This window comes from Candidatus Eremiobacterota bacterium, assembly GCA_031082125.1.
In the GTDB taxonomy this organism is placed as follows: domain Bacteria; phylum Vulcanimicrobiota; class CADAWZ01; order CADAWZ01; family Ess09-12; genus Ess09-12.
This window is the reverse complement of record JAVHLM010000031.1, coordinates 1-21,967: the sequence shown is the minus strand read 5'-3', so window position 1 is coordinate 21,967 and position 21,967 is coordinate 1. Positions and strand designations below refer to the sequence as shown.

Sequence of the window (21,967 nt, the reverse complement as noted above, 5' to 3'; positions counted from 1 at the left end):
TATCCACCAAGCCTCTCACATCAGTACTGCTTTCTGTGCGCATGATTTAGATCGTGAGTATACCAGAATCAGGCTGAAATTTCAATGCTTTTCAGTAATCACCCTGCAGCGCTAGAATGATACCGTAAAAAGGAGGTGATTGCATGAAGAATGCCGGAGACACCGGGAGGTTTGACCGGCGGCGGGGGAGAAGCTTTAGTCATAATACTTGATATCATCCAATGGTCCCGGTGCACATCCCCTGGATGCTCCGCTGCACCCCATTGACTGTCACAGAGAAATTCTCAGCGGGAGGTGATACGGCAATTCCTTACGAGAGTCCTGCCGGACGCGGCAGGCAAGGGAGCCCTGAATCTCAATCATTGCGCCACATCATTATGCAAAGGAGAATCCATGAAAGCCACGACACACAGATTGACTCTCACGCTTCTGCTTGTCAGCATCCTGCTGCTCTCCGCTCTCAATGGCTGCGCGGACTCGGGAACGAGCGCCACTTCATACTGGGGAGGAGGCTCGCAGGGTGCGGCGACCTACAAGGTAAGCGGTACAATAGTGAGTCCTATCACGCTTCAGCCCATCCAGGGCATGGCATGCTCCCTCCAGGCTCTTGACGGCTCGAAGAGCGCCTTGACGACAACCGACGCGCAGGGCAGCTACTCCTTCTCTGACCTGGCGGCGGGGAATTACAGGCTTGTCACGACCAGGGACGGCAATATCACCGACAACTCCTATTTCACCGTGACTCAGGACATGACCATCAACCAGACGAGCATCAAAAAGGACGACTGGACGGTCGTGATGGGCGCCGACCACCCTTATGACGCCACCAAGGCCTATGTGAGCGCCGTCGTTGATCATACCGGCGGGGGAACGCCTCCCGTCAAGACAGCCGGAAGCCCCAGGGATGCCGGCAAGGACGGCGTGGTGGTGGATCTCTTCTCGAAAGCCAAGGCAAGAGGGTCAGGCTACCAGGCCCGCTGCTACTTTGACGCGTCGGGCAAGGCCGACTGGAACGCCACCTCCACGTCAAGCTCCGGAGTAGCACTCTTTTACCAGGCATCCTCAAGCGATTCCTACACGATGGTCGCCACGAAATCGGGGCACACCTTCGATAACGTCAACAACATCGCGCCGGTCCAGGGAGAGTTCACCAATTACCTGATGAACTCGAAAAGCGCCGGGTCTGCGGTGAAGCTCACGGGGCTCTGCTTCGGGCCGTATCTCACGGGAGCGCCTCCGGATCAGAGAACAGTAGATCAGCTTACTACGCTCATCACCCCCATCGCGAACTACACAAACGGCATAAGGACCTACTCGATGACAAGCGGCCTGGATCAGATACCGGGAATTGCCAAGGGGCTCGGTCTCAAAGTGGTCGCCTGCGCCTGGCTTGATGGAACCAACACGGCAAATGGCACCATAGCGGCAAATCAGATTCCCGAGATACAGAACCTTGTCACCCAGGCCACGGCTCACAATGTGGACATAGCCCTCGTAGGAAGCGAGACGACCAACAACGGGCTGAGCATTGACAACCTGAAGCAATATATCACCGATACGAAAGCTCTGCTGAGCGGCACGACCACGTCAAGCGGCGCCCCCGTGCAGGTGGCATCAGGGCTCATGTTCAGCGAAGCCTCAAATACGGCCGTAGGGAATCTCTGCGATGTCCTCTTCGTGCACGTTTATCCCTGCTATGCTTCACCCTCTGGAACCGCCCCAACTTCCGCCGCCATCTCAGCCAACCTTGACTGGGCATATAATTATTTCAAAGGACTTTACCCCGATGTCGCAAGCGGCTCGAAGCAGTTCATAATCGGCGAGATCGGGTGGGCGACGGCCGGATCGGACCCTTCCTGCCCGCTTTCCGTTTTCAACACCCAGAACGCTGCCACCCACCTGCAGACAGTCATGACCTGGGCAAGCACCAATAACGTGGAATATTACTACTTCGAAGCCTATGACGAGCCCTGGAAAGCCGCAAATGGAAACTGGGAGGGCAGCTTCGGCCTCTGGGACAGCAGTATGAATATCAAGCCCGATATCTCTAAGGTCCTCGGCATTACTCAATGACCTCAGCGCCGTAAACCTTGCCACAATGATGAATTTCTTTTTTGATGAGCTGTTCCTCGGCGGTTTCGGCTCACGCTTCAAAGAAGTGGAAGAATCTCTCGAGGCCTCGGGGTGCCGATAACATTATCCAGCGGAGGTGCCGAAAAAGATGCCAAGGATAATAATGGCTCCACAGCGCTGCATAATGAGGCTCAGGAAGCAAGCCGGGGAAGAAGGCATGAAAGAGGGCATGGAAAAGGGTATTGCGAAGGGCTGGCGTCACCTTTTATAGGTGAATTTCTGTTTCCGCTCCGGGAGGAACTCAATGGTCATCTCCCTGTCAGTGAGCCCCGTAATATACCAGAGAAGCTTCACCTGTTCTCTCTCTGACTTTCCTGAGCCGTATACTTTCGTGAGCTCGTAATTGATCTGCACAGTATTATCCGCAAGGAATTGATAAGTGCCCTTCAGGATCATCCTCAGGTCAATGCCTTGATATTCCGAGGATCCCCAGAGCGTCCCGTCTTCGGAGAAAACAACCATCGCCGAGGTAATGTATTTTTCCCCGGGATCTATCACGCGATGCCAGGTTCCTGCTATCAGGCCCCTGTTGCCAGATCCTGCGAGGCATTTATCGGAGGCTGCAAGGGCCAGGATAAAGAGCGTCAGGACTGCAGATAGATAAAACCTATTCCTCATATCTCTCTCCTCTTCCCTATCCGTACTGCAGCTATTCCATCAGATTGATTCACCGCCCTGGTTATCCATTCCTTTATAGTCCGGGGTGAGTGCCGGAGTCAGGGAGAAGATGCCGAAGTGCAGGATAGACCAATCAGATGAGGGGGTAACGGCCTCCCTGGACGGCCGCAGCCCTGGCGTTCCGGCTCCGGCTCAGCCCTCTCTGCGTATCTCCGCTCCGAAAGGCACGAGTCCGAGCTTGGCAAGCTTGAAATGCTGATTGCCGAATGGTATCCCTATGATGGTGATATAAAAGATTATACCGAGCACAAGATGCCCTATGGCAAACTCCCATCCGAAGAGAATAATCCAGATGATGTTGAATAGTAATCCCCCCACGCCGAAATTACCGACCGTTATTTCTTTTCCGAAAGGCCACAGCACAAAAGCCGAAATCTTGAAGCACTGAAGGCCGAATGGTATCCCCACGATTGTCACGCACAGGATCAGGCCTGCCAGCGACCAGGCGATCGCTGCGATGATTCCGCCACACAACACCCAGATGATATTTCCCAGAAAATTCATTGTCATCTCCTCATAGTACCGGATTGTTCATCAGTATAGGTGTTCTACTTAATGCAGCCATATCCTCCGGTTGATTCAGAGGGAGAATTCTTGCATCGAGGGCTCTTTTTTGATACAATTGGCTGGAAGCGGAAAGATCCACTCTCGAGGATAACTGGCATGAATCTGAATGACTGCATTCAAAAATCGCCCAGGCAGGGGGAACAACACTCTTGGATCCAAATCTGATAGAATCGAAGCTTCTGGTGAGTCATGCATAAACGCTCAGCATACTTGATGATGATAATCCTGATTGTGGTGATTGGTTCTTTTATTATCATCAATACGATATCATCGGGAGGCATTCATTCCGCTCTGGAATCCGGTGATGTCAAGAAAATCGAAAAGATTCTGAAGAGGAATCCACGACTTGTCAATAAAAAGGGAGATTTTGGATGGACGCCACTGCATAAGGCGGCCTTTAAAGGCAACAGAGAAGTTGCGGAGCTTCTCATATCAAAAGGGGCAGATGTGAATGCGAGAGATCCCAAAGGATCCTCACCCTTACATATTTCTGCCTCCAGTAAAGATGTGGTGTTCAATAAAAATATACTGAACGGTCGTATTGAAGTGGCGAAACTGCTCATATCCAAAGGCGCCGATAAAGATGCTAAAGCTAATAATGGCTCCACAGCGCTTCATATTGCGGCCCAGGAAGGCAGCCTGAAAATCGCAGAGCTTCTGGTAATGGGGGGTGCTGATGCAGATGCAAGAGATAATAACGGCAGAACACCCCGGGAACTGGCAGCAGAGAAAAAGCACCCCGAAATTGTCGATTTTCTTGATAAGGCCAGGAATAATAAGTAATATTCCGAGACCCTCACTTATATTCCCACGGGGGTACCGGGTTTGCTTCAGACCAGATTGCTGCTTTTTTCTTTTTTGCATCTCTTTCCGCAGTCATATATTCATCTTTTGCGGTGCTATAACGATGTTTATACCAGGCCAGGCCGGATTTCAATAATTCACAGCCCACATCTTTATTGCCAATCTTTACTACCGCATAGCTGTTTCTGTCGTGATCGACCTCCATCACCTGTATACTTATCTCTTTATTGAGAATAAGATTTGAGGTGAACTCCTTAGCCTCATTATGGAAGTTCTGCCCTTGTTTTGGGCATTCTGCACCATATAATCTCAAGGTTACTTCCATGCCATTATGTATGACTGTCAATGTACTCCCATTAATTATCTCTTTACATCTTCCTGTGAAAGGCTTGTAAGATGCCCGTGACGCTCCTTTCCTGCCAGGCTCCATCATATCTTTATAACCATAAATCTCCGCTACCTGTAAGGGTGTATATCCTTTCTTGTTTACCGCGTTGACATCAGCACCCTTTGATACAAGAAGATTCGCTGCGTCTTTATGACCTTTTGCCGCTGCCAAATGCAGTGGTGTCAGGTCGTAATTATCCTTGGCGTTTACATCGGCTCCATTGGAGAGTAATACTTCTACTACCTTTACGTAACCTTTGGAGGCCGCGGCATGGAGAGCTGTTTTGCCTGATTTATCCCTGGCATTGATATCAAGGCCTTTGGAGACAAGCAATTCCGCCACATCAGCATAACCTTCAAGTGCCGCCTTGTGCAGCAGGTTCCAGCCATCGTCTGTTTTGACTTTGATATCAACACCTTTAGAAATAAGCAGCTCGGCCATTTCCTTCTTCGCCGCGCAATGAAAAGGCGTCACACCCTTTTTATCTCTGGCGCCTGTATCGGCTCCCTTGGAGATAAGTAATTCTGCCACCTCGCGGCGATCACTCCCCACAGCATAAAACAATGGTGACACGCCCTGGTCATCCCTTTCATTGACATCAACGCCTTTGGAAATAAGAAACTCGGCCACCTCTTTACAGCCCGAATCTGCCGCATAGTGCAGGAGCGTCCAGCCCTCCTTATCTCTGGCATTGATATCAGTACCTTTGGAGATAAGCAATTCTGCAACTTCTTTACTTTTTGCACAATGGAGAGGTACCAATCCATTATCCGCTTTTATGCTTACATCAGCTCCACTTGCCAACAGAATTCTTACGAACTCCGGCCTGTCCGACCTCACGGCAAAATAGAGAGGTGTTGCCACTATTGTCCGCTTTCCATTCGATGACTTCCCTCTTAGAAGGGCATTGACAAGATCCGGTTTAGCAATCAATTCCTGAAATTTTGCCTTATTGCAATTAATTATGGCATCATATAAATCTGATTTATCACTGGCCATGACAGGACCATATATCAGGAGAAAGAACACGGCAACAAGGAATAAACATATTGGTTTCCTCATAAATCCTCCTCATCCTCAAAATCGAAAAAGCACCATATACGCTATAGGAACTGGTGCTGTGATTCTTTCATTTCTCGTGGTGTATATGCTACTATTACGATATATCTCTGAGGAATCCTCTATTCCATGGCCTCCCGGCGAGAAGAAGAAAATCATCCCTGCTGCAGGGCTCCGCTATTTAGCCTTGACTGCCGATTTCCCTGCTGATATAATTGTTGAACCCACAGGGCATACTCTCCACGCAGGAGCATTACTGATGGCACTCCATTTGACCCTGAGCATGATAGCACTTCAGGCTCCTGCGCCATGCATCACCGGTAAGTGCCGCCAGGCTTTCCAGCTGCCCTATATCGGGGAATCATGACAGGGAGGTCAAAGCATTTGAGCCAGAAGGAAAGTATCAGTTACAAGCTTTATTCGGAATATCTCACGGCAACAGGTTACCTCGACGGCGAAGAATCGAAGATAACCTACGTTGAGCACCAGGATGTCCGCGCTGCAGCGATGGCTTTGATGGAGGTATTATTGGCCGGGTACGAAAAGGAAATCTTTTCCCAGGTCTGCGGCTGCTGCGGTCAGTGTTGTATCAACAGGACGGTGCTTTTAAATGCCCTGGAAATAGTGACTGTCAGCCATCACCTGGACATTTCAGAAACCGTTTTCAGGGAGAGCTACCTGATGCCTGCCGCAACATGGAATGAGCACGATGGAGCACTGGCCCTGAAGGATGAAAAGTGCGTCTTCCTGGAACAGGGCTCTTCGGGCATTTTTAAATGCGCCATATACCAGGCAAGGCCTTCGTTCTGCAGAGAAATAATGCCTGAGCCGGAGTGCGGTAAAAAAGATCCGGGGAAACTGCTTACCCATGTGGAAAGGCTTGAAATTGAGCCCCAGGCCCTTACCTGCCACCTCACCTCTGGCAGTTATTACCTTATTGAGCAAAGAACTCCCGAACTGCAGGATGCCCTGAGAAAATTGCATGAGGTGGCTTACCCCTGCCTGGGAATGAAGCAAAGCCAGCTTGATCAAATGTCCGGTGATGCCCACCGGCTTCTTGACTGGCTGTTAAATAATCATAAGGCCGGTGTGTCTCCGGAGGTACTTTTGCCCAGATTCTCGGCAGTAAAAGAGATTATTGAGGATCTTGATACTCTCACTCTGCTGCATGAAAAGGATCCTGAGGACCTTGAACAGCTCTGGTCCAAGGTCAGGCATCTTAACGAGCTATTTGGCAGTGCCGATGGGAAAGGCACTGAGGCAGCCATCGAGAAAGCAGGCAGCTGCCGTGAAGAAGTGCCTGTTGACATATGCTTTCAGCCGACGGCCCTGTCAGTTAAGATAAAGTCACAGGATAAGCCTCTCGCCACAACCCTGGATTATCAGCAGCATGGCAGGCTCCTGGATTTAGTGCGCGAGTTCCTTGAGGCTCTGGTGGCTTCCGGAGAGCCCGGCCTGGTTGATGTGCTGGGACACACCGATCCATATTGTTTCATGTGCGGTGTCTGCTGCGGATCATATGACCTGGAGGCAACGGCCGCCGATATTGAAAGACTGGCCGATTATCTGAAAATCTCCGAGAAAGAGGTATGGGAAAAGCACCTTGTGCCGGGCTCGCGCTCCTGGAATCGGAGAGACGGGCTCCTCAGGAGGCTTGAGAAAGAAGGTCATGAAGGGGAATGTGTTTTTCTCAAGGCGAAAAGCCAGACAGAATCAGTCTGCGGGATCTATGAAGGACGTCCCCAGATATGCAGGGATTACCAGGCGAACACCCGGCTCTGCCAGAAACAAAGCCTTTTGCTGAGGGGATATGAGCATATAGGGAACATAATCTCCTGCCAGGCAGCCGACGACATCGTCCGCATCACTACCCGATATACCCATTCACAGAATAAAGAGCCTTTTGTCATACCACTGAAATATTATGACAGGCTTCGAGAGATGTTCCATAAAGTCAAGAGAGAGGTTCTGCAGATTCTGGATACAGGGTCTGGCCATCCAGACATCATCAAATCTGGTGATGTTTAAAAGCTTATTCGAGTGATGAAGGCTAAGGGAAAACAGGTGATGAGTGGTATCGGGCCGGGCATTCCTGCCAACGGCAGGCATGTGGGAGCTCATGCCACTGATTATTTGCGCTGTCCCGCTCGTTCTCGTGAAAACTCTTCACCATCATGGAGATATGAATATTTCTCTGTCAACCTGGTCGAAGTGAGTGATGATTTCGTGTGAATAGCACGAATAATCATCATTGCTGGAATCTACAATATAGATCTTTCCTGCTCCGGCATTGGGTTTTCCATGTATTTTTTCTCTTTTTTCTTCGTCGGTAAGGTGAATATTATGTTTCTCGAGAAATATATCATGAGACTTGTTGTGATATGCTGTGTCCCAGAGAAGGGTGCCATTAAAATCAAAAATTGCCGCTTTATTTTTCATGTACCTCATTCAATCTTCAGGCTCCTGAGCATGGGGAGTGTTCCTTCAGCCTGAAAACTAAATTCTGTGGAGACCGGAACAAAACCCTTCCTGCCCTGGCTTTTATCTGTCACTTATCCAGGAGCACGATCTCCATGTGCTCTTTTCTTCCAGAGTCCCGGCCGCGGCTGTGCTCTTGAAGAGGGTGAAAATAGCCTGGAGTGCAGGAAATTCGCAGAGCTCTATGGGAGAAAAAAAGCATTGCCAAATTTGATGAGTTCTTTCCTGTTGAATGAATCAACTATGCGGGTGAAGCAGGAATTGGAGGCTTCCCTGACAGAACTTGACAAGATTGCCCTACACGAGGAAGCTTATGTCACAGGTATATTATTCAAAAATTGATTCACACACACCCGTTGCAGAGATTCAAAGGATTACTCAGGCTTTGCTGGACAAAATAATCGAGCGGGAACATATCACCCTTGAGAAAGAGATCCCCCTGAAAGTCCATTTCGGGGAGAAGGGTAACACTACTTTTCTCAGGTCTGAAAACTTCGAGGGAATCATTGAATACCTGAAACAGAGGGGTATTGAAACATGCTATATCGAAACCAGTGTTCTGTATGGCGGCCAGAGATATAAAAAGGAGCTGCACCTGAAAACTGCCGAAGAGCACGGATTTACCCAGCTCCCCGTGGTCATTGCCGACGGAGATCAGGGCGAATCTTTTGTAGAGGTTGAAATCAACAAGAACCATTACAAGACCTGCAAGATTGGCAAAGCGTTTCTTGATTATACGCAGCTCATCGTGATCTCTCATTTCAAGGGACACTTGCTGGCAGGCTTTGGTGGCGCCATCAAGCAGCTTTCAATGGGGCATGCCTCAAAGGGCGGCAAGCTGGCAATGCATATGGGCATCAAGCCCAGGATAATCAATAGAAAATGCAGAAAATGCAGGCTCTGCCAGGAAAGATGTAATGAAAACGCCATTACCATTGATAAAAAATCATTCATCGACCACAAAAAGTGTGTAGGCTGCGGTGCTTGTGTTGCCATATGCCCCCACAAGGCAACATCAATACTCTCACTCCAGGGCATATTCAATGCAGTGATCCAGGGGGGAAAGTTTCGCGAGAAGGTCGTTGAATATGCCTACGCGGCGCAGAAAGGCAAAAAAAACATATACCTGAATTTTGCGATGAATGTCACCAAAGGATGTGACTGTGAAGGCAAAAAGATGAAGCCTGTCATGGAAGACTATGGAATTTTCGCCGCCACGGATCCCGTGGCGATTGACAGGGCCTGCTATGACATGGCACTCCGAAAAGGCCGTAAATTCAAGGGGAGTGAACAATTCCTGTATGCTGAAAAAATAGGGCTCGGTTCAACAAACTACAGGCTCATTCAAAGCAATTAATGCAATATTCCCCGCTCTCCCGGGAAGGGCGGCAGGAAAAAAGGGCCTGTCGCTTTCAGCCTCTCAAGGCCGGCCCCTGGCTTGCCCGGTGTGCCTGCTGTCCCTGTTTTTAGCGGAGGCACATTGACAGAGCCCCCGCCAGGGTGTATTATGAGAAACGGATTCACCGCTTGATACGAGAAATACGAAGGAGGAAAGAAATGATGAAAAGAGTCGTTGCAGCACTGCTGGTTCTCTCGTTCATGCTGATGACGCCTGTCATCGCAGCGGCTGAGGAGACAGGCAGCACCAAGTTCGAGCTGGAAGGTAAGATTGTTGAGGCCCTCAACAAGATCGATGTTGACAAGCTGGTCAAGGAGAGCTCCAGCTTCTTTGACAAATATAAATTCTCAGACGAGGATGTCGCTCAGCTCAAGGAGACAACGAAGAGCTTTGCCGGGACGATAAGTGATTATGCAAAAGCACTGAAGGCAGCAGAGCCTGACAAGAAGGTGCCGGCACCCCATGACGGCCTCAAAGCTTACTGCGACCAGCTTCAAGCTTTTCTTGACAAATATAAGGTCACCTGCGAAGATGTCCTTTCTGTAGGTAAGGCGGCTGCCCTCATGGCAATGAGCAATAAAGAAGGCACGAATAAGGATGGAGGCAGCACACCGGTGACCGCCCCCCTTGCAGGCACTGCCGAAGCTAACACCGCCGCTGCAGACGCAAAGATCCCCACCCAGGATGACATGCAGGCAGCATTCGACCGCCTCATCGCTTTTTCAAAACAATACCAGCTGATGGCCGCCGACCTGGTGCCGGTAATCTACAACCTTGGCGATATCGGTATGACGGCCCTGGAGAACAGGGTGGATTTCAACAAGGCCATGGAGACACAGGGATACTGGAGAAAGAAAGTCGCCGCCCTCGGCGCGACAAAGGAACAGTCCGATGCGCTTTTCAAGAGCATCATGGGCCTGAAGCGGAAATACGAGATCAAGATGAGCGATATCACAAAGCTTACCGACGATCTCAGCTCGCAGCTCAAAATCGCCAAACCCGACAAAGCAGCCGAAGAGGAGAAAGAGCCTGACACTGACAGCCAGAAATAATCCACCGGCCTTCACAAGGAACTGGGCCTTATGAAGGCTTAGTCTTCAAGGACCCTGATCAAAGGGGTGCTGGAAAGATTCTTTTGTGATGAGCGCAGTGTTTATCATATGCACTTCTGGCAGCTTTTGCCCTTTGTGCAGTTTTACCATATAATCTATACTTGCTTTTCCCATCTCATAAGGCTTCTGATCTACAAGAGCATCTATTCTTCCTGTTTTCACAAGCTTATATCCCTCATCGGTTCCATCAAAACCAACGATGAGAGGTTTCCTGACCTTTAAGGAATCGACTGCATCGAGGATACCGAGAAGCATAGGCTCACTGTAAGTGAAAATGGCATCAACGTGGGGTTTTTTCTTCAGCGCCTTGCTGGCGCTTGAAAATGCATCCTCCCTTCTCCAGTTTCCCGGCGGTGCGAAAAGTACCTTGACCTGCGGATATTTTTTTGTGACCTCGAGGAATCCTTCCAGTCTCGATTCCTCGCTCTTCGGACCGCCGGGGCCGCCTTCCATGACCAGTACCGTGCCTTTCCCTTTCAGCTTCCTCACCAGATAATCAGCGGCAGATATGCTTCCCCCTTTTTTGTCATTGGTCACTACCCCTTTGGCGCTCGCACCTGCGGACTTCATGACATCCTCATCAATTGCCGCATGGATGAACACCACAGGGATGTTGTTTCGGTTCGCCTCGAGAATGAGAGGGATAGTGTATTTTTTTGAGCTCTCCGCCGCATCCGGCATCATAATGAGCCCCTGGACTTTTGCGTCTATCAGTTTTTTAGTTATCGCCTGCTGCTCCTTCGCCTGGTACTCCCTGTCCGCAATCACCACGAGCACCATATTCTGATCATTCGCAGCGTCTCTCATTCCTTTTTCAATCCTGTCGAAGTACGGATTCGATTCTGCCTGGATGACCATCGCAATTTTCAGCTTGTCGCGAGTCTGTTTTTTGCCAGCGCAGCCACCCATGAAGAAGAAGAAGACAACCGAGAGCAGAGTGAGAATAAGGGGCATATGGAGTTTCACAGAGATGATATTCTATTCCATGCTGCCAAATTCCCTTAAAGAGATCCCCGGTGATGGAGCAGGGCGCCATTTACGGAGATCATCACAGGAATCTCCTGAGCAGTATTCTCACCGCTTCAGGAATATAGGGGAGAAGCTTGCCGGTTTCAAAGGCTGCCCGGGCAAATTTTTCCGTTACATTTCCTGGAGGAATGATTCTTCGCCGCCGCCCTGCCAGCGTGATTGCCTGGCGGGGACAGGTCACGGCACACAGGCCGCAACCCAGGCAGCGTACACTGTCAATATGGACAGACTCTTCCCGTGGTATCGAGATCGCACCTGCAGGGCATTTTTCCAGGCATATTCCGCAACGCATGCAAGTATCCATGGCAACCTCTGCCTGCACGCTGCTGGGAGCGACAGTTGAGCCTCCCGGGACCCTCTTCATAAAAGAGAGAAAAGCACAGCAGCAGGAGCAGCAATTGCACAGAAAGGCCGGGTTCTCGCGCACATTATCCATTATGTGAACCAGGTTCTCTTCCTCGGCTTTCTTCAGCACCTCGAGGCCGTCATTTATGGAAATTGCCTGGGCAAAACCGCGTCTTACCAGGAATTCAGCCGCCTTGCCGAAAGCCATGCAGACTTCCTCGAAGGGATGGGAACATTTCCTGCCCAGATGGAGGCTCTTGTGGCGGCAATAACACCTGGTGAGGGAAAGATACTCAGAGCGGCTGATTATTTCCCCGGCTCGCTCAAAGGACAGCACCGATGTTGAGAGCAGAGGGAAGGCTTTTTCAAGGGGAAGCATGCGGCCCATTTTGGTCTTCAACGTGGCAAACTGTCTGCCGAGCGGGCCTTTCTCATAGGCATCAATAAGTGCAGCCAGCTTCTCCAGGGGCATATCCTGGGAAGTCTTCATGAAGATAAACTCGAAAAGACCGATGATAAGCGGTGAGAGCATATAATAAGCCCTGCCGCCATAAACAGATTCGGTAACGATGCCTCTCTCAGCCATCTCTTCAATGAAGGGGAGAAGCTCACCTGGCTTTTTCCGGACCCGGGGGGACAGCTCTTCAAGAGTAGTCTCAAGAAGGGGAAATTTCGCCGCAATCGCAGCCGTTTCTCTTGTGTAGATGAGGCTCAGGATCTCATAGAGCTCATCTGATTCCGGGGCTCCGACTGGATAAAGATTCAGGCGCTTTACAAGCGGCAGCAGGTGTTCTTTTTCAACGTGCGAGAGATGTCCCATAGTGCCTCTTGATCAGGTGCCGTTGAAGCCTTGGCGATAGTTCCTGTTCTCATCAGGGATAAAGATGATACTTCGTTTCAGCAGAGAGATTCCCTTCACCGGCCGTTCCTTTCATTGTCAATATAGGCCTTCCACCCCGCTTGAGAATCCAAAATGTATTGACTTGGCACCAAGGCTGTGATATATTTTCGGAGATGATTGCAAAGATATGAGAGACTACCTGGAGCGTGAGCGATCGTGGTGCAAGAAAGCAAGGTGGCAGATGATTGTCAATGAGTCCACATTCTTTGATTTCAACCCCAAATTCCTGGAGATCACGAATCCAATCAATGACGGGATGGTGAGAAAAACAAGGATTCTCCACAAGAAAAACCCCGCAATCCGCGATACCATCAGCAAGCTTATAAAGACAGTCGTGGAGACCTACGAGAAAGAGCTTTTTTATGACACCTGCGGCCGCTGCGGAAACTGCTGCAGGAGGTCCGGTGTCTATGTCACGGCGAGAGATATTCAGCAGATAAGCCTGCATCTGAACCTGGATACAGAAGATGAAGCAAGGGAGCTTTACTCCTCAAAGACTCACACATGGAATGAAAAAGATGGAATATTGAAACAGGAGCAGGGCCGCTGCGTGTTTCTGGAAGCCACGCCGAACGGACTGCATGCATGCCGCATATTTCCTGTCCGCCCCCGGGCATGTATGAATCTCATTCCTGCCCAGGAAATGTGCGTGAAATCACCCGAAAAACTCCTGAAAGGAGTAAAGCGCATCACCATAAAGGGAGACAGCGTTGCCATCACTCTCGATTCAGGAAGAAAGTTTGAAGATCACATGATCAATCCCTCTCTTCTCTCCTCTTTTGAGAAGTTAAAAAGCTCACTTCTGGAATTTGAGGAAGAGACTCTCAGCGAATTCTCACATCTTGTTCGCGAGACTGCACGGATTCTTGACGAAGAGCACGAGGATCTCATTTATTGCGGCCTGACCCCGCGAAGGATTGAGAGAATCATAGAGTTACAGGAGATGGTGGCAAACCTTGAGATGATAGAGGAAGCAGGGGAACCCGGGACACCCCTTGTGGGGGAATTAAAAGACAAGATGAAAGCCATCGGGTCTCTTCTGCAGAATAATCTCACTTACAGGACGGGAAAGGCTCAGGGATCTTCGGAAGCCTGCGGCACATGGATAAAAGCCCTGCGGTTTCTTCCCGAGGTCATGTTTGTCATAGGCAGGAGAAAAGAGGAGTGTTTTCAGGGCACCCTTCTTTACCGTGATAACCAGAACATGCTGTCTTTGAGCCGGGAGCTCATCAATGCAGCTCTCGCAATAGACCATGAGCTCCTGAGGGCACACCTGCGGCATAAAGCTCCCGGCTGCTTCATGTGCGGGGCATGCTGCAGAGAGTATCAGCTGGAGATTACGCGGGAAGATGTGGAAAACCTTGCGGCGCATCTGAAGATGACAGTTTCAGAACTGGAGAATAAGTACCTTGGACCTGGGAGATTTACCTGGAACTCATCAGACAGGATCATCACAAAGGTAAAGAGAGGCGCTGATACATGGGAGTGCCCATTCCTCAGGCAGATCGCGCCTGATAAATTCTGCTGCACAATCTATGAGGGAAGACCGCAGATGTGCCGTGACTACCGATCCACCAACCGCCTCTGCAGAAAAACCAGCCTGTCATGGATGCCCCATACTCACGTCCATAATATACTTTATATAGACTGCTATGATTGCACGCTTCATATAAAGACAATTCATGATGAAGACGAAACCAGCATCCCCTTGCTCATAGATCTGACAGATGAAAAAGAGATCTCAGGAATACTCAGCCGTATAAAAGATGAGCTGTGCCGGCATTTTGACCTCATCGGGGTCATTTCTTGTCCGCCGGCACATGAAAGTCCTCATCTTGAGACCGGTCCCCCCGGCCGGAAATAATTGAAAATGTTACAAAAACGTAACGAATTGTTTAAATTAATATGATATAATAATGTTGACATAAATCAGTGTAAAAAACAATCAGGTAAATCCCCGCAGCAGGGTCCATCCTGAGTTTGGGAAAGGGAGAGTGCAAGATGAGCGACTTTGTGGTTTCCCCCGTTTTTCTTCAGAATAAAGAGGAGAAGCCTCAGGCTCCGGTCTCTCAGAAGCCTGAGACCGACAATCCGGAGCTCTATGATACCGTTGATAATCCTCACGCCACGTATTCATCACAATCCAATGCCCTCACGGAGCCCCAGGATACGCCGATCAGCCAGAGGGCAAGAGTACTGAAAGCGAGCGATACCCGCTACCAGAAACTCATGGAATATGCATCGGCGGGCGGATCGTCCTCCTCGGCGGGAATCCAGGCAGATCAGGGCGGGGCTGGCGGACTCGTTCCCCAGATTTACAACGAGCACATCCAGGTGACAAGCGCCTCGACAGCCAGGCCGCTTGTTCAGGCAGCTCCCGGCGGCGCCATCACCGGTGATGACAGGGTAACCCAGAGCCTCACCGCGGCCACGAAAACCCACGGGGTGGTATCCCACTATCTGGGACGGGATTTCCAGTTTCGCGATGGAAAGAGACTCGATATACGGATTGACAAGACCATGGAGAGTAACGAGCAGTCTCCTGCCGGATACCTTCACACCGGCAACAACCCGCAGGTGGGGATCACGGCCGATATGAGAGAGACGGCCAAGGATCCTGATGTAATCTCCCATGAGACAGGGCACGCCATCCTCGACAGCCAGAGACCGGAGTACGACCACCAGACGAACTACCTGCTGACCTCCCCGGAGAAGAACCAGGTACAGGAGGAATTTGCCGACACTACCGCATTATTCACCGCGCTGAATGACAAGGAGGTGTCCAGGAAAGTCATCTCGAGCTGGGAGAGAGGGGAACGCTCCACGGTAGCATCAAGGATTGCCGAAGGAGGGAACAGGGAGTTTGCCGAGCTCGAGAGAAAGCTGGGGGCAGGCGACACAAGGACTCCCGGTGCGCAGGAAGGGATGCGCGATATTTCTCAGCGCCCGAAACCTGAGGGCCCTGCTGCAGAAAGCTCCGGAGCCGCATCATTAGACGATCTCTTCAAAGGGCAGGATCCGCATAAGCAGGCCTTTTCAAGCGGCGTCTACAACAGCGTGTATGACATCTATACACAGATGCGGGCCGAAAATCCCACGATGCCGAAAGAAGTAGCCTTCATCAAGGCAAGGGACGCGGTGGGCTCCGACTTCAGCAGAACCCTTGACTTTCTTCCCGCGGCGCGGGGGAGCCAGGTATTCACCTCCGATCTCTGCAACGCGATGATGAAGGCCGATACCATTGATAACGGGGGCAGATACCGCGAAATTTATGCGAAAAACTTCAGAGAATCGGGAATCGACATGAATCTCACTGCTTCACTGACCAAGGCACAGGAGGCCTGGACCGGCAGGCTCGGAGAAAACCCGGCCCTTGCCCTGCCTGCAGGCCTTCGCACAGGCAGGGAATTCCTGCGCACCTCAGGGAATGCTTCCCCGGGCGGAGATGAGGCCTCTTCAACAGCCATGGCGCAGCGCTATTTTGACGAGAACCGGGAAGCCCTCGGCATGCCCCCGGGCGTGAAAATGAGCCCTCAGCAGCTTTACCATAATGACCGCGGCGAGACATTCATCGCCTATTCCGGGGGAGGGCACCGGTATGACACTCAATCGATGGAGAGCGTCATTTTGGGCTTTGACAGAAAGGGAAGGATAATTCACTCAGAGGGAAATCTGACACCGGACGCAATGCTGGCGAATTAGCCCTTGCGGAATAAGCGGGTTTAGCTCCCTGTGCAGTATTCAAAGTGCATGCGATCATTTTTCAGCTGCTTGAAGCCGTATTTTTCAAATATCTCTGCAAGCTGGTTCTGGTCCTCTGTCGGATATGAGGTATTAAATCCATTTCCCGGCTGTCCGGCATTCACATCAAAGGCGATGCCCCAGGAATGATTGCTGAGAGACCCGCCACCGGTAGTATCACGATAGTAAGAGCATCCGCCAAAATCCTGCTTGAGAAGATGGGATTTGCCTCTGTCCCTGACCTCTTCAAACATGGTCTTCATTCTCTCGGCAAGCTTCTCATGGCAGGTCACCTCAATCATCTCTCCATTTTTGCCTGCCGGCATTTTCATTTTCGTCTGATGTGATCCCGGTTCACCGAAGGTCTTTGTTTTCTCGCTGTATCCTTTAGGTACCTCAAGAGGCGGCAAGGTTTTTGACGGCTCGACCTTTTCCATGGCTGCGCCTGTTCCCTCTCTTTTTGCATCCTGAGGGCTTTTACCTTCACTGATGGCTTTATTGTAAGCCTCCTGAGAGGCCTTATCCACTGCTTTCTGATCCTCTTCGCTCATTTTGCCTTTGTACTTCTCAACGAACTGCTCGTTTCCGATGTCTTTTATTTCCTGATCTCCGGCTCTGCCTGCAGCCCTCTCCTGCTCGATATCATTTGATCCACCGAGCCGGGCATTCTGCGATGCCTGCTGCATGGCGCCCTGAACTCTCTCTCTCATTGCGGGATCGAGTTTTTCCATCTCCTTGATTCGATTGTGATTCCCCTGAATCTCATTTACTCTTGCCGATGCCGCCTCTTTCGCCGCTTTCACGGCCTTATCATTGCTCTCACCTTTTTGTCTTGCCGATTTATAGGCTTCCTCTGCAACAGTGCTGACTGAAGTCTTTTCCTTTTCATCAAAGCTCTTGTACTGCTGCCTGGTGGTGCTTCCATTTTCAATGGCTCTCTGGAGCTCTTTCAGGCTGGAATGATCCTTCTGGATGTCCCTGCCTGTCTTTCTGGCAGACTCCTCGGCATTCTGCATGGACTTCCGCTCATCGCCGCTCTTCTGCATTTCCTGTTTATAGGAATCGTGAGAAGCCTGATAGACTGATCCTTTTTCATCCTGGTTCATATCCTTCATGCCTGAGCTTAAAGACTTAGAACCATCTATCTTTTCAACAACCCTGCCCCTGTCAACGGCTTCTTTTTTGCACTGTTCATCATCCATACCCTGGCGCATTGCAGCAACATAGGCCTTATCCATTTCGCGCCTCATGGTTTCCCTCTGTTCATCGTTCATCTTTGAAATGGATTCGTCAAGAGCCTTCTCACGCTTCATATTATTCAGCTGCGCGTCAACGGCTTTATCGGCCGTCTTTTTTATTTCTTCGGGGGATTTTTCCTGGGCATTCCCCTCTGAAACTGATCGCTGCCTGATCTTATCGGCTCTTTCCCTGTCGCCGGGGCTCAGGTTTTCTATTTCTTTTGACCTGTCGCTGTCCCTTTTTGCCTCTTTTGACTTTTCATTTCCTGCTTCTGTTGCGGCCCTTAAAGCCTTCCAGTCCTCTGCACCCTCTTTTTTTGCCTTCCTGTAAGCATCTTCTGCGGCCGTGCTCACCGATGCCCTGGAGGTATCATCAAGATCCTTTATTCTGTTTTTAATCTCGCTGTTATTTTCGAGCCTCTTGTGTATCTCTTTCAGGCTGCCGCTCTCTTTATCGTTATCATTGTTCTTCTCTTTGTCCTTATTCACCCCGTTCCAGCTTTCACTGAAAGCTTTGAGGGAATCCGCAGTGCTTTTTGAGCTTTTTTCGGGTCCTTTTATTTCCCTTGATATTGAGACCCTATCAGTCTTTGATGCTTCGCTGCCCTGGCTCTCCTCCTGGTCTGAGGGCGCCACCTGTGAAAGTCCTGATTTATTGGCGCTCTCGGCAGACGCCGCCTCTTTCTGCGGCATGGCATTGTCGTCAGGCTGAGTTGTCTGGCTGCGGTAACTGCCTGCATCCTGAACAGCATCTATCGTGAAGTCGTTATCATCGCTCCCCATAGTCCCTCCATGCATTTATGACGGAATCTGAATGCCCTTTTCTCTTTATCACTCCATTCAATGAAAATTTCTTGAAATAACCATTGCCATTATGTTAAAATATTGTTAATTTATTATGAATTTGCAGGTTCAATAATCAGACATCAGAGAGTCCCCTTTTTTCACCAAAAAAAAGATTGAGGAAAAGCTCTCCGGACGGGAGCAGGAGATGACAGGCAAGGTAAAATGATCATGCAGCAAATTTATGGACAGCTTCAGGAAAATTTCAAAAAAATATTCGGGGCTCACGATCACCCGCGTTATTTCTTCGCGCCCGGCCGCGTAAATCTTATTGGTGAGCATACTGATTATAACGGCGGCAATGTTTTCCCATGCGCCCTGGATATTGGCACCTATGCACTGGCACTCCCCCGGAAAGATGAGGTCATTCGCTGCTATTCCGAAAATTTCCCCGCAACCGGAATCATTGACTTCACGCTGGACAGCCTGATTAAGGAAGACCGGCACGACTGGGCAAACTACCCTAAAGGCGTGCTCAGGGTCATGGCAGATAAAGGTCATAGGCTCAGCAATGGTCTTGATATTCTGTTTTACGGCACTATTCCGAATGGCGCCGGATTATCTTCTTCCGCATCAATCGAGGTATTGATGGCAACTGTTGTGAGACATTACGGCAATTTTGCGGATTTACCGGGTGAAGAGCTTGCCCTGCTCTGCCAGAAGGCAGAGAACCAGTTCATCGGGGTAAAGTGCGGGATCATGGATCAATTCGTCATTGCAATGGGAAAAACGGATCATGCGATTCTATTGGATTGCAATACTCTCTCGTATCAATACGCTCCCCTGAAGCTTGGCGAGCACCTGATCGTGATTGCCAATACCAACAAGAAACGAGGCCTGGCAGAATCCAGGTATAATGAGCGCCGTGCTGAATGCGACCATGCTTTATCTCAGCTGCAGACCAGGGTGCCGGTTAAATCCTTATGTGAGCTGGATGTGGCACAGTTGGAAAAGGTGAGAGACGTGGTAACCAGTCCCGTGGAATATAAGCGGGTGTTTCATGCGGTAAGCGAGAACCAGCGCACCCTGGCCGCATTTAAAGCCCTGCAGATAAATGATTTGACCACCTTCGGCGAACTTATGAATCAGTCGCATATTTCACTTCGTGATTATTATGAAGTAACCGGCAAAGAATTGGACAGCCTGGCGGCAGCAGCCTGGAATCATACCGGATGTACCGGCTCACGAATGACAGGAGCCGGTTTCGGCGGGTGCACCGTAAGCCTGGTAAACAAGAATCAGGTTGATGATTTCATCAGGTGTGTCGGTGCTGATTACAGGCACTCCACAGGCTTGGAGGCGGATTTCTATGTGGTAAAAGCCGGGAATGGCGCCGGTGAAATAAATCAGGAGTTATCTCATGAAACACCAGGCATCAGCAGCAAATCTCTATGAGCTGATCGAGCTCTTTCTGGCCAGGTCCCTTGAGCTTAAGCTGACAACTCATCGCGACATCATTTATCTGAGAAATAAATTATATTTAACCCTGGGCCTGAGCGCACCGCGGCAGTTTCCCTCAATAGCGCCTGATTCATTGGCTGCGCAGAGCCTGGCAACTATAGCTGAAAATATTTATCTGTCACTTGATGGCGCTCGGAGTGCCCGCCTGGGAGAAAATCAAGAGCAGGCGGAAACTCATTTAATTGATTTATTGCTGCCGCTCCCTGGCACGGTTGAGAATATATTCAGGCAATTGCAGCAGAATAAAGGAATCAAGGCTGCAATAGACTGGTATTATCAGTTCAGTAAGGATACCAATTACATCAGAACGGCAGATATTGCTAAAGATCAATCCTGGCAGAGCCGTACACCCTTCGGCCACGTGGAGATAACAATTAATCTCTCAAAGCCGGAAAAAGACCCGCTTGACATTGCCCGGGCCAATCTGATCAAGCCCGAAAACATCGAATATCCAAAATGCCCGCTCTGCATTGAAAACGAAGGATATGCGGGAAGCAGCTCCCAGGCCTCCCGCCATAATCATCGCCTGCTGGAAATTCAGTTAAACAATAAACCCTGGTTTTTTCAGTATTCACCCTATTCCTATTATCCTGAACACTCGATAGTCATAGATCCTGTACATTGCGACATGGCAATAAATCAAAACACTTTCGCCAATCTCTTTGATTTTGTTGATTCAGTGCCTCACTATATTATTGGCTCAAACAGTGATATTCCAATTGTCGGCGGCTCAATACTGTGCCATGATCATTATCAGGCAGGCAATCATATCTTTCCGATTGAAAAGGCAAAAATAAAAAATACCTATAAAATCGACAGTTTTGCCCATGGGGAAGTGAATCATTTATCGTGGCCTGTGACCACTCTGCGGCTCATCGGCTCCCGGCAGGATTTGACTCTTTTGATCACCATCGTTATGGCAAAGTGGTATGGCTATAATAATCACGAATTAGATATAATTTCCCATGATGCTCAAGGGAATCGTCATAATGGCATAACACCGATTATGCGTAAACTTGACAAAGATAAATACTGCGTATACCTGTTATTACGCAATAATCGTACCACTGATCAGCATCCTGAAGGCATTTTTCATCCTCACCGCCATCTGCATCACATAAAAATGGAAAATATCGGATTGATTGAGGCGATGGGGCTGGCTATTCTCCCTGGCAGGCTTGCAGGCGAACTGGCGGAATTGGAGAAGCTCTTGCTGCTCAATGATAAGAAATCAGCTCTTTCGAAGCTGTCATCAGATCAATCGATGGGAAAGCATGAGCAATGGCTGGCTGCTTTATATGATAAATATGATACTTTTCACTCAAGCGACGTCAAGGAGATAATCATGCAGGAAGTGGCTGATAAATTCGTCCAGGTGATTGAATGCTCCGGAGTCTTCAAGGAGACACCGGAAGGAAACAACGCCATGGCTCTATTCATCTCTTCACTGAAGTAAAATATTCTTTATGCGAGCCGGTGCACATAATCGATCACCTCGCGGACCGTGTCCAGGTTATCTGCCCTTATCATGTAGTAATAGTCATTCATCACCTGGGCAAAGATGCCCGGCATTTCGCCTTTTTTGACAATCAGGCTCCCCCATTTCTCCATGATCTGGTCGTGGGAAGAGAGATACGACTTACTGTGTTTTCTCCCGATATAACAGCAGTGGTACTTTCTCTCGACCTTTGCCTTGAACTCGTTGAGGACCACTATGTTGGCCCACTCCTGGTAGACTGCGTATTCCAGAGATAATCGATCGCCAATTCCAGGGCAAGCCGATCACTGATT

General features: G+C 49.7%; 18 protein-coding genes. 10 read left to right on the top strand and 8 right to left on the bottom strand.

Annotated elements, in window-relative coordinates; all coding sequences use genetic code 11:
- The first annotated feature begins 393 nt into the window (after nucleotides 1–393).
- Nucleotides 394–2,073 carry a carboxypeptidase regulatory-like domain-containing protein gene (locus RDV48_25635; protein MDQ7826211.1) on the top strand — a complete coding sequence of 560 codons (1,680 nt, stop codon included), beginning with the start codon at nucleotides 394–396 and terminating at the stop codon, nucleotides 2,071–2,073.
- Nucleotides 2,074–2,331: 258 nt separating this feature from the next.
- On the opposite strand, the gene RDV48_25630 is transcribed toward RDV48_25635, so the two are convergent.
- The gene (locus tag RDV48_25630; GenBank protein ID MDQ7826210.1) at nucleotides 2,332–2,751 is read right to left on the bottom strand and encodes a hypothetical protein; all 420 of its coding nucleotides are present in this window, start codon (nucleotides 2,749–2,751) and stop codon (nucleotides 2,332–2,334) included.
- A gap of 192 nt (nucleotides 2,752–2,943) precedes the next feature.
- Nucleotides 2,944–3,315 (bottom strand): YccF domain-containing protein, encoded by a 372-nt coding sequence (locus RDV48_25625; GenBank protein ID MDQ7826209.1) that lies wholly within the window; start codon nucleotides 3,313–3,315, stop codon nucleotides 2,944–2,946.
- A 252-nt stretch (nucleotides 3,316–3,567) separates the two neighbouring features.
- On the opposite strand from RDV48_25625, the gene RDV48_25620 reads away from it, so the two are divergent.
- Nucleotides 3,568–4,161, top strand: coding sequence for an ankyrin repeat domain-containing protein (locus RDV48_25620; protein ID MDQ7826208.1), 594 nt, complete (start codon nucleotides 3,568–3,570; stop codon nucleotides 4,159–4,161).
- 13 nt (nucleotides 4,162–4,174) lie between these two features.
- Here the strand turns inward: RDV48_25620 and RDV48_25615 are convergent, their stop codons facing one another.
- Complete coding sequence (locus tag RDV48_25615) at nucleotides 4,175–5,632, bottom strand: ankyrin repeat domain-containing protein (protein ID MDQ7826207.1); 1,458 nt, start codon at nucleotides 5,630–5,632, stop codon at nucleotides 4,175–4,177.
- 381 nt (nucleotides 5,633–6,013) lie between these two features.
- Here RDV48_25615 and RDV48_25610 point away from each other — a divergent pair, with 381 nt between their 5' ends.
- Nucleotides 6,014–7,657 carry a YkgJ family cysteine cluster protein gene (locus tag RDV48_25610; protein MDQ7826206.1) on the top strand — a complete coding sequence of 548 codons (1,644 nt, stop codon included), beginning with the start codon at nucleotides 6,014–6,016 and terminating at the stop codon, nucleotides 7,655–7,657.
- A gap of 144 nt (nucleotides 7,658–7,801) precedes the next feature.
- Here the strand turns inward: RDV48_25610 and RDV48_25605 are convergent, their stop codons facing one another.
- Nucleotides 7,802–8,077 carry a hypothetical protein gene (locus RDV48_25605; protein MDQ7826205.1) on the bottom strand — a complete coding sequence of 92 codons (276 nt, stop codon included), beginning with the start codon at nucleotides 8,075–8,077 and terminating at the stop codon, nucleotides 7,802–7,804.
- Between the two features lie 57 nt (nucleotides 8,078–8,134).
- Here RDV48_25605 and RDV48_25600 point away from each other — a divergent pair, with 57 nt between their 5' ends.
- The 3 genes from RDV48_25600 (at nucleotide 8,135) to RDV48_25590 (ending at nucleotide 10,558) form a co-directional block, all read left to right on the top strand.
- Nucleotides 8,135–8,449, top strand: a complete 315-nt coding sequence (locus RDV48_25600; protein MDQ7826204.1) for a hypothetical protein — start codon at nucleotides 8,135–8,137, stop codon at nucleotides 8,447–8,449.
- A gap of 43 nt (nucleotides 8,450–8,492) precedes the next feature.
- Complete coding sequence (locus tag RDV48_25595; GenBank protein MDQ7826203.1) at nucleotides 8,493–9,464, top strand: DUF362 domain-containing protein; 972 nt, start codon at nucleotides 8,493–8,495, stop codon at nucleotides 9,462–9,464.
- A 200-nt stretch (nucleotides 9,465–9,664) separates the two neighbouring features.
- On the top strand, nucleotides 9,665–10,558 hold the full coding sequence (locus RDV48_25590; protein MDQ7826202.1) for a hypothetical protein: 894 nt from the start codon (nucleotides 9,665–9,667) through the stop codon (nucleotides 10,556–10,558).
- A 45-nt stretch (nucleotides 10,559–10,603) separates the two neighbouring features.
- Here RDV48_25590 and RDV48_25585 read toward each other — a convergent pair whose 3' ends face one another.
- Nucleotides 10,604–11,584 (bottom strand): sugar ABC transporter substrate-binding protein, encoded by a 981-nt coding sequence (locus RDV48_25585; GenBank protein ID MDQ7826201.1) that lies wholly within the window; start codon nucleotides 11,582–11,584, stop codon nucleotides 10,604–10,606.
- 82 nt (nucleotides 11,585–11,666) lie between these two features.
- Nucleotides 11,667–12,812 carry a 4Fe-4S binding protein gene (locus tag RDV48_25580; protein ID MDQ7826200.1) on the bottom strand — a complete coding sequence of 382 codons (1,146 nt, stop codon included), beginning with the start codon at nucleotides 12,810–12,812 and terminating at the stop codon, nucleotides 11,667–11,669.
- Between the two features lie 208 nt (nucleotides 12,813–13,020).
- Between RDV48_25580 and RDV48_25575 the strand changes: the two genes are divergently transcribed.
- Nucleotides 13,021–14,757, top strand: coding sequence for a YkgJ family cysteine cluster protein (locus tag RDV48_25575; GenBank protein MDQ7826199.1), 1,737 nt, complete (start codon nucleotides 13,021–13,023; stop codon nucleotides 14,755–14,757).
- Between the two features lie 137 nt (nucleotides 14,758–14,894).
- Nucleotides 14,895–16,595: a hypothetical protein gene (locus RDV48_25570; protein MDQ7826198.1), complete on the top strand. Its 1,701-nt coding sequence runs from the start codon at nucleotides 14,895–14,897 to the stop codon at nucleotides 16,593–16,595.
- Nucleotides 16,596–16,615: 20 nt separating this feature from the next.
- On the opposite strand, the gene RDV48_25565 is transcribed toward RDV48_25570, so the two are convergent.
- Nucleotides 16,616–18,655, bottom strand: coding sequence for a M15 family metallopeptidase (locus tag RDV48_25565; GenBank protein MDQ7826197.1), 2,040 nt, complete (start codon nucleotides 18,653–18,655; stop codon nucleotides 16,616–16,618).
- 231 nt (nucleotides 18,656–18,886) lie between these two features.
- Between RDV48_25565 and RDV48_25560 the strand changes: the two genes are divergently transcribed.
- Both RDV48_25560 and RDV48_25555 read left to right on the top strand, forming a co-directional pair.
- Nucleotides 18,887–20,110: a galactokinase gene (locus RDV48_25560; GenBank protein MDQ7826196.1), complete on the top strand. Its 1,224-nt coding sequence runs from the start codon at nucleotides 18,887–18,889 to the stop codon at nucleotides 20,108–20,110.
- Nucleotides 20,076–21,632, top strand: coding sequence for a galactose-1-phosphate uridylyltransferase (locus RDV48_25555; GenBank protein ID MDQ7826195.1), 1,557 nt, complete (start codon nucleotides 20,076–20,078; stop codon nucleotides 21,630–21,632). The genes RDV48_25560 and RDV48_25555 overlap by 35 nt, the downstream gene beginning before the upstream one ends.
- An 8-nt stretch (nucleotides 21,633–21,640) precedes the next feature.
- Here the strand turns inward: RDV48_25555 and RDV48_25550 are convergent, their stop codons facing one another.
- Nucleotides 21,641–21,889, bottom strand: a complete 249-nt coding sequence (locus RDV48_25550) for a hypothetical protein (GenBank protein ID MDQ7826194.1) — start codon at nucleotides 21,887–21,889, stop codon at nucleotides 21,641–21,643.
- Nucleotides 21,890–21,967 lie beyond the last annotated feature (78 nt).

Bases quoted from the DNA above. Each gene is read 5' to 3' on its own strand.
- RDV48_25635 (MDQ7826211.1), top strand. From the start codon at position 394: ATGAAAGCCACGACACACAGATTGACTCTCACGCTTCTGCTTGTCAGC.
- RDV48_25630 (MDQ7826210.1), bottom strand. From the start codon at position 2,751: ATGAGGAATAGGTTTTATCTATCTGCAGTCCTGACGCTCTTTATCCTG.
- RDV48_25625 (MDQ7826209.1), bottom strand. From the start codon at position 3,315: ATGAATTTTCTGGGAAATATCATCTGGGTGTTGTGTGGCGGAATCATC.
- RDV48_25620 (MDQ7826208.1), top strand. From the start codon at position 3,568: ATGCATAAACGCTCAGCATACTTGATGATGATAATCCTGATTGTGGTG.
- RDV48_25615 (MDQ7826207.1), bottom strand. From the start codon at position 5,632: ATGAGGAAACCAATATGTTTATTCCTTGTTGCCGTGTTCTTTCTCCTG.
- RDV48_25605 (MDQ7826205.1), bottom strand. From the start codon at position 8,077: ATGAGGTACATGAAAAATAAAGCGGCAATTTTTGATTTTAATGGCACC.
- RDV48_25590 (MDQ7826202.1), top strand. From the start codon at position 9,665: ATGATGAAAAGAGTCGTTGCAGCACTGCTGGTTCTCTCGTTCATGCTG.
- RDV48_25580 (MDQ7826200.1), bottom strand. From the start codon at position 12,812: ATGGGACATCTCTCGCACGTTGAAAAAGAACACCTGCTGCCGCTTGTA.
- RDV48_25575 (MDQ7826199.1), top strand. From the start codon at position 13,021: ATGAGAGACTACCTGGAGCGTGAGCGATCGTGGTGCAAGAAAGCAAGG.
- RDV48_25570 (MDQ7826198.1), top strand. From the start codon at position 14,895: ATGAGCGACTTTGTGGTTTCCCCCGTTTTTCTTCAGAATAAAGAGGAG.
- RDV48_25565 (MDQ7826197.1), bottom strand. From the start codon at position 18,655: ATGGGGAGCGATGATAACGACTTCACGATAGATGCTGTTCAGGATGCA.
- RDV48_25560 (MDQ7826196.1), top strand. From the start codon at position 18,887: ATGCAGCAAATTTATGGACAGCTTCAGGAAAATTTCAAAAAAATATTC.
- RDV48_25555 (MDQ7826195.1), top strand. From the start codon at position 20,076: ATGAAACACCAGGCATCAGCAGCAAATCTCTATGAGCTGATCGAGCTC.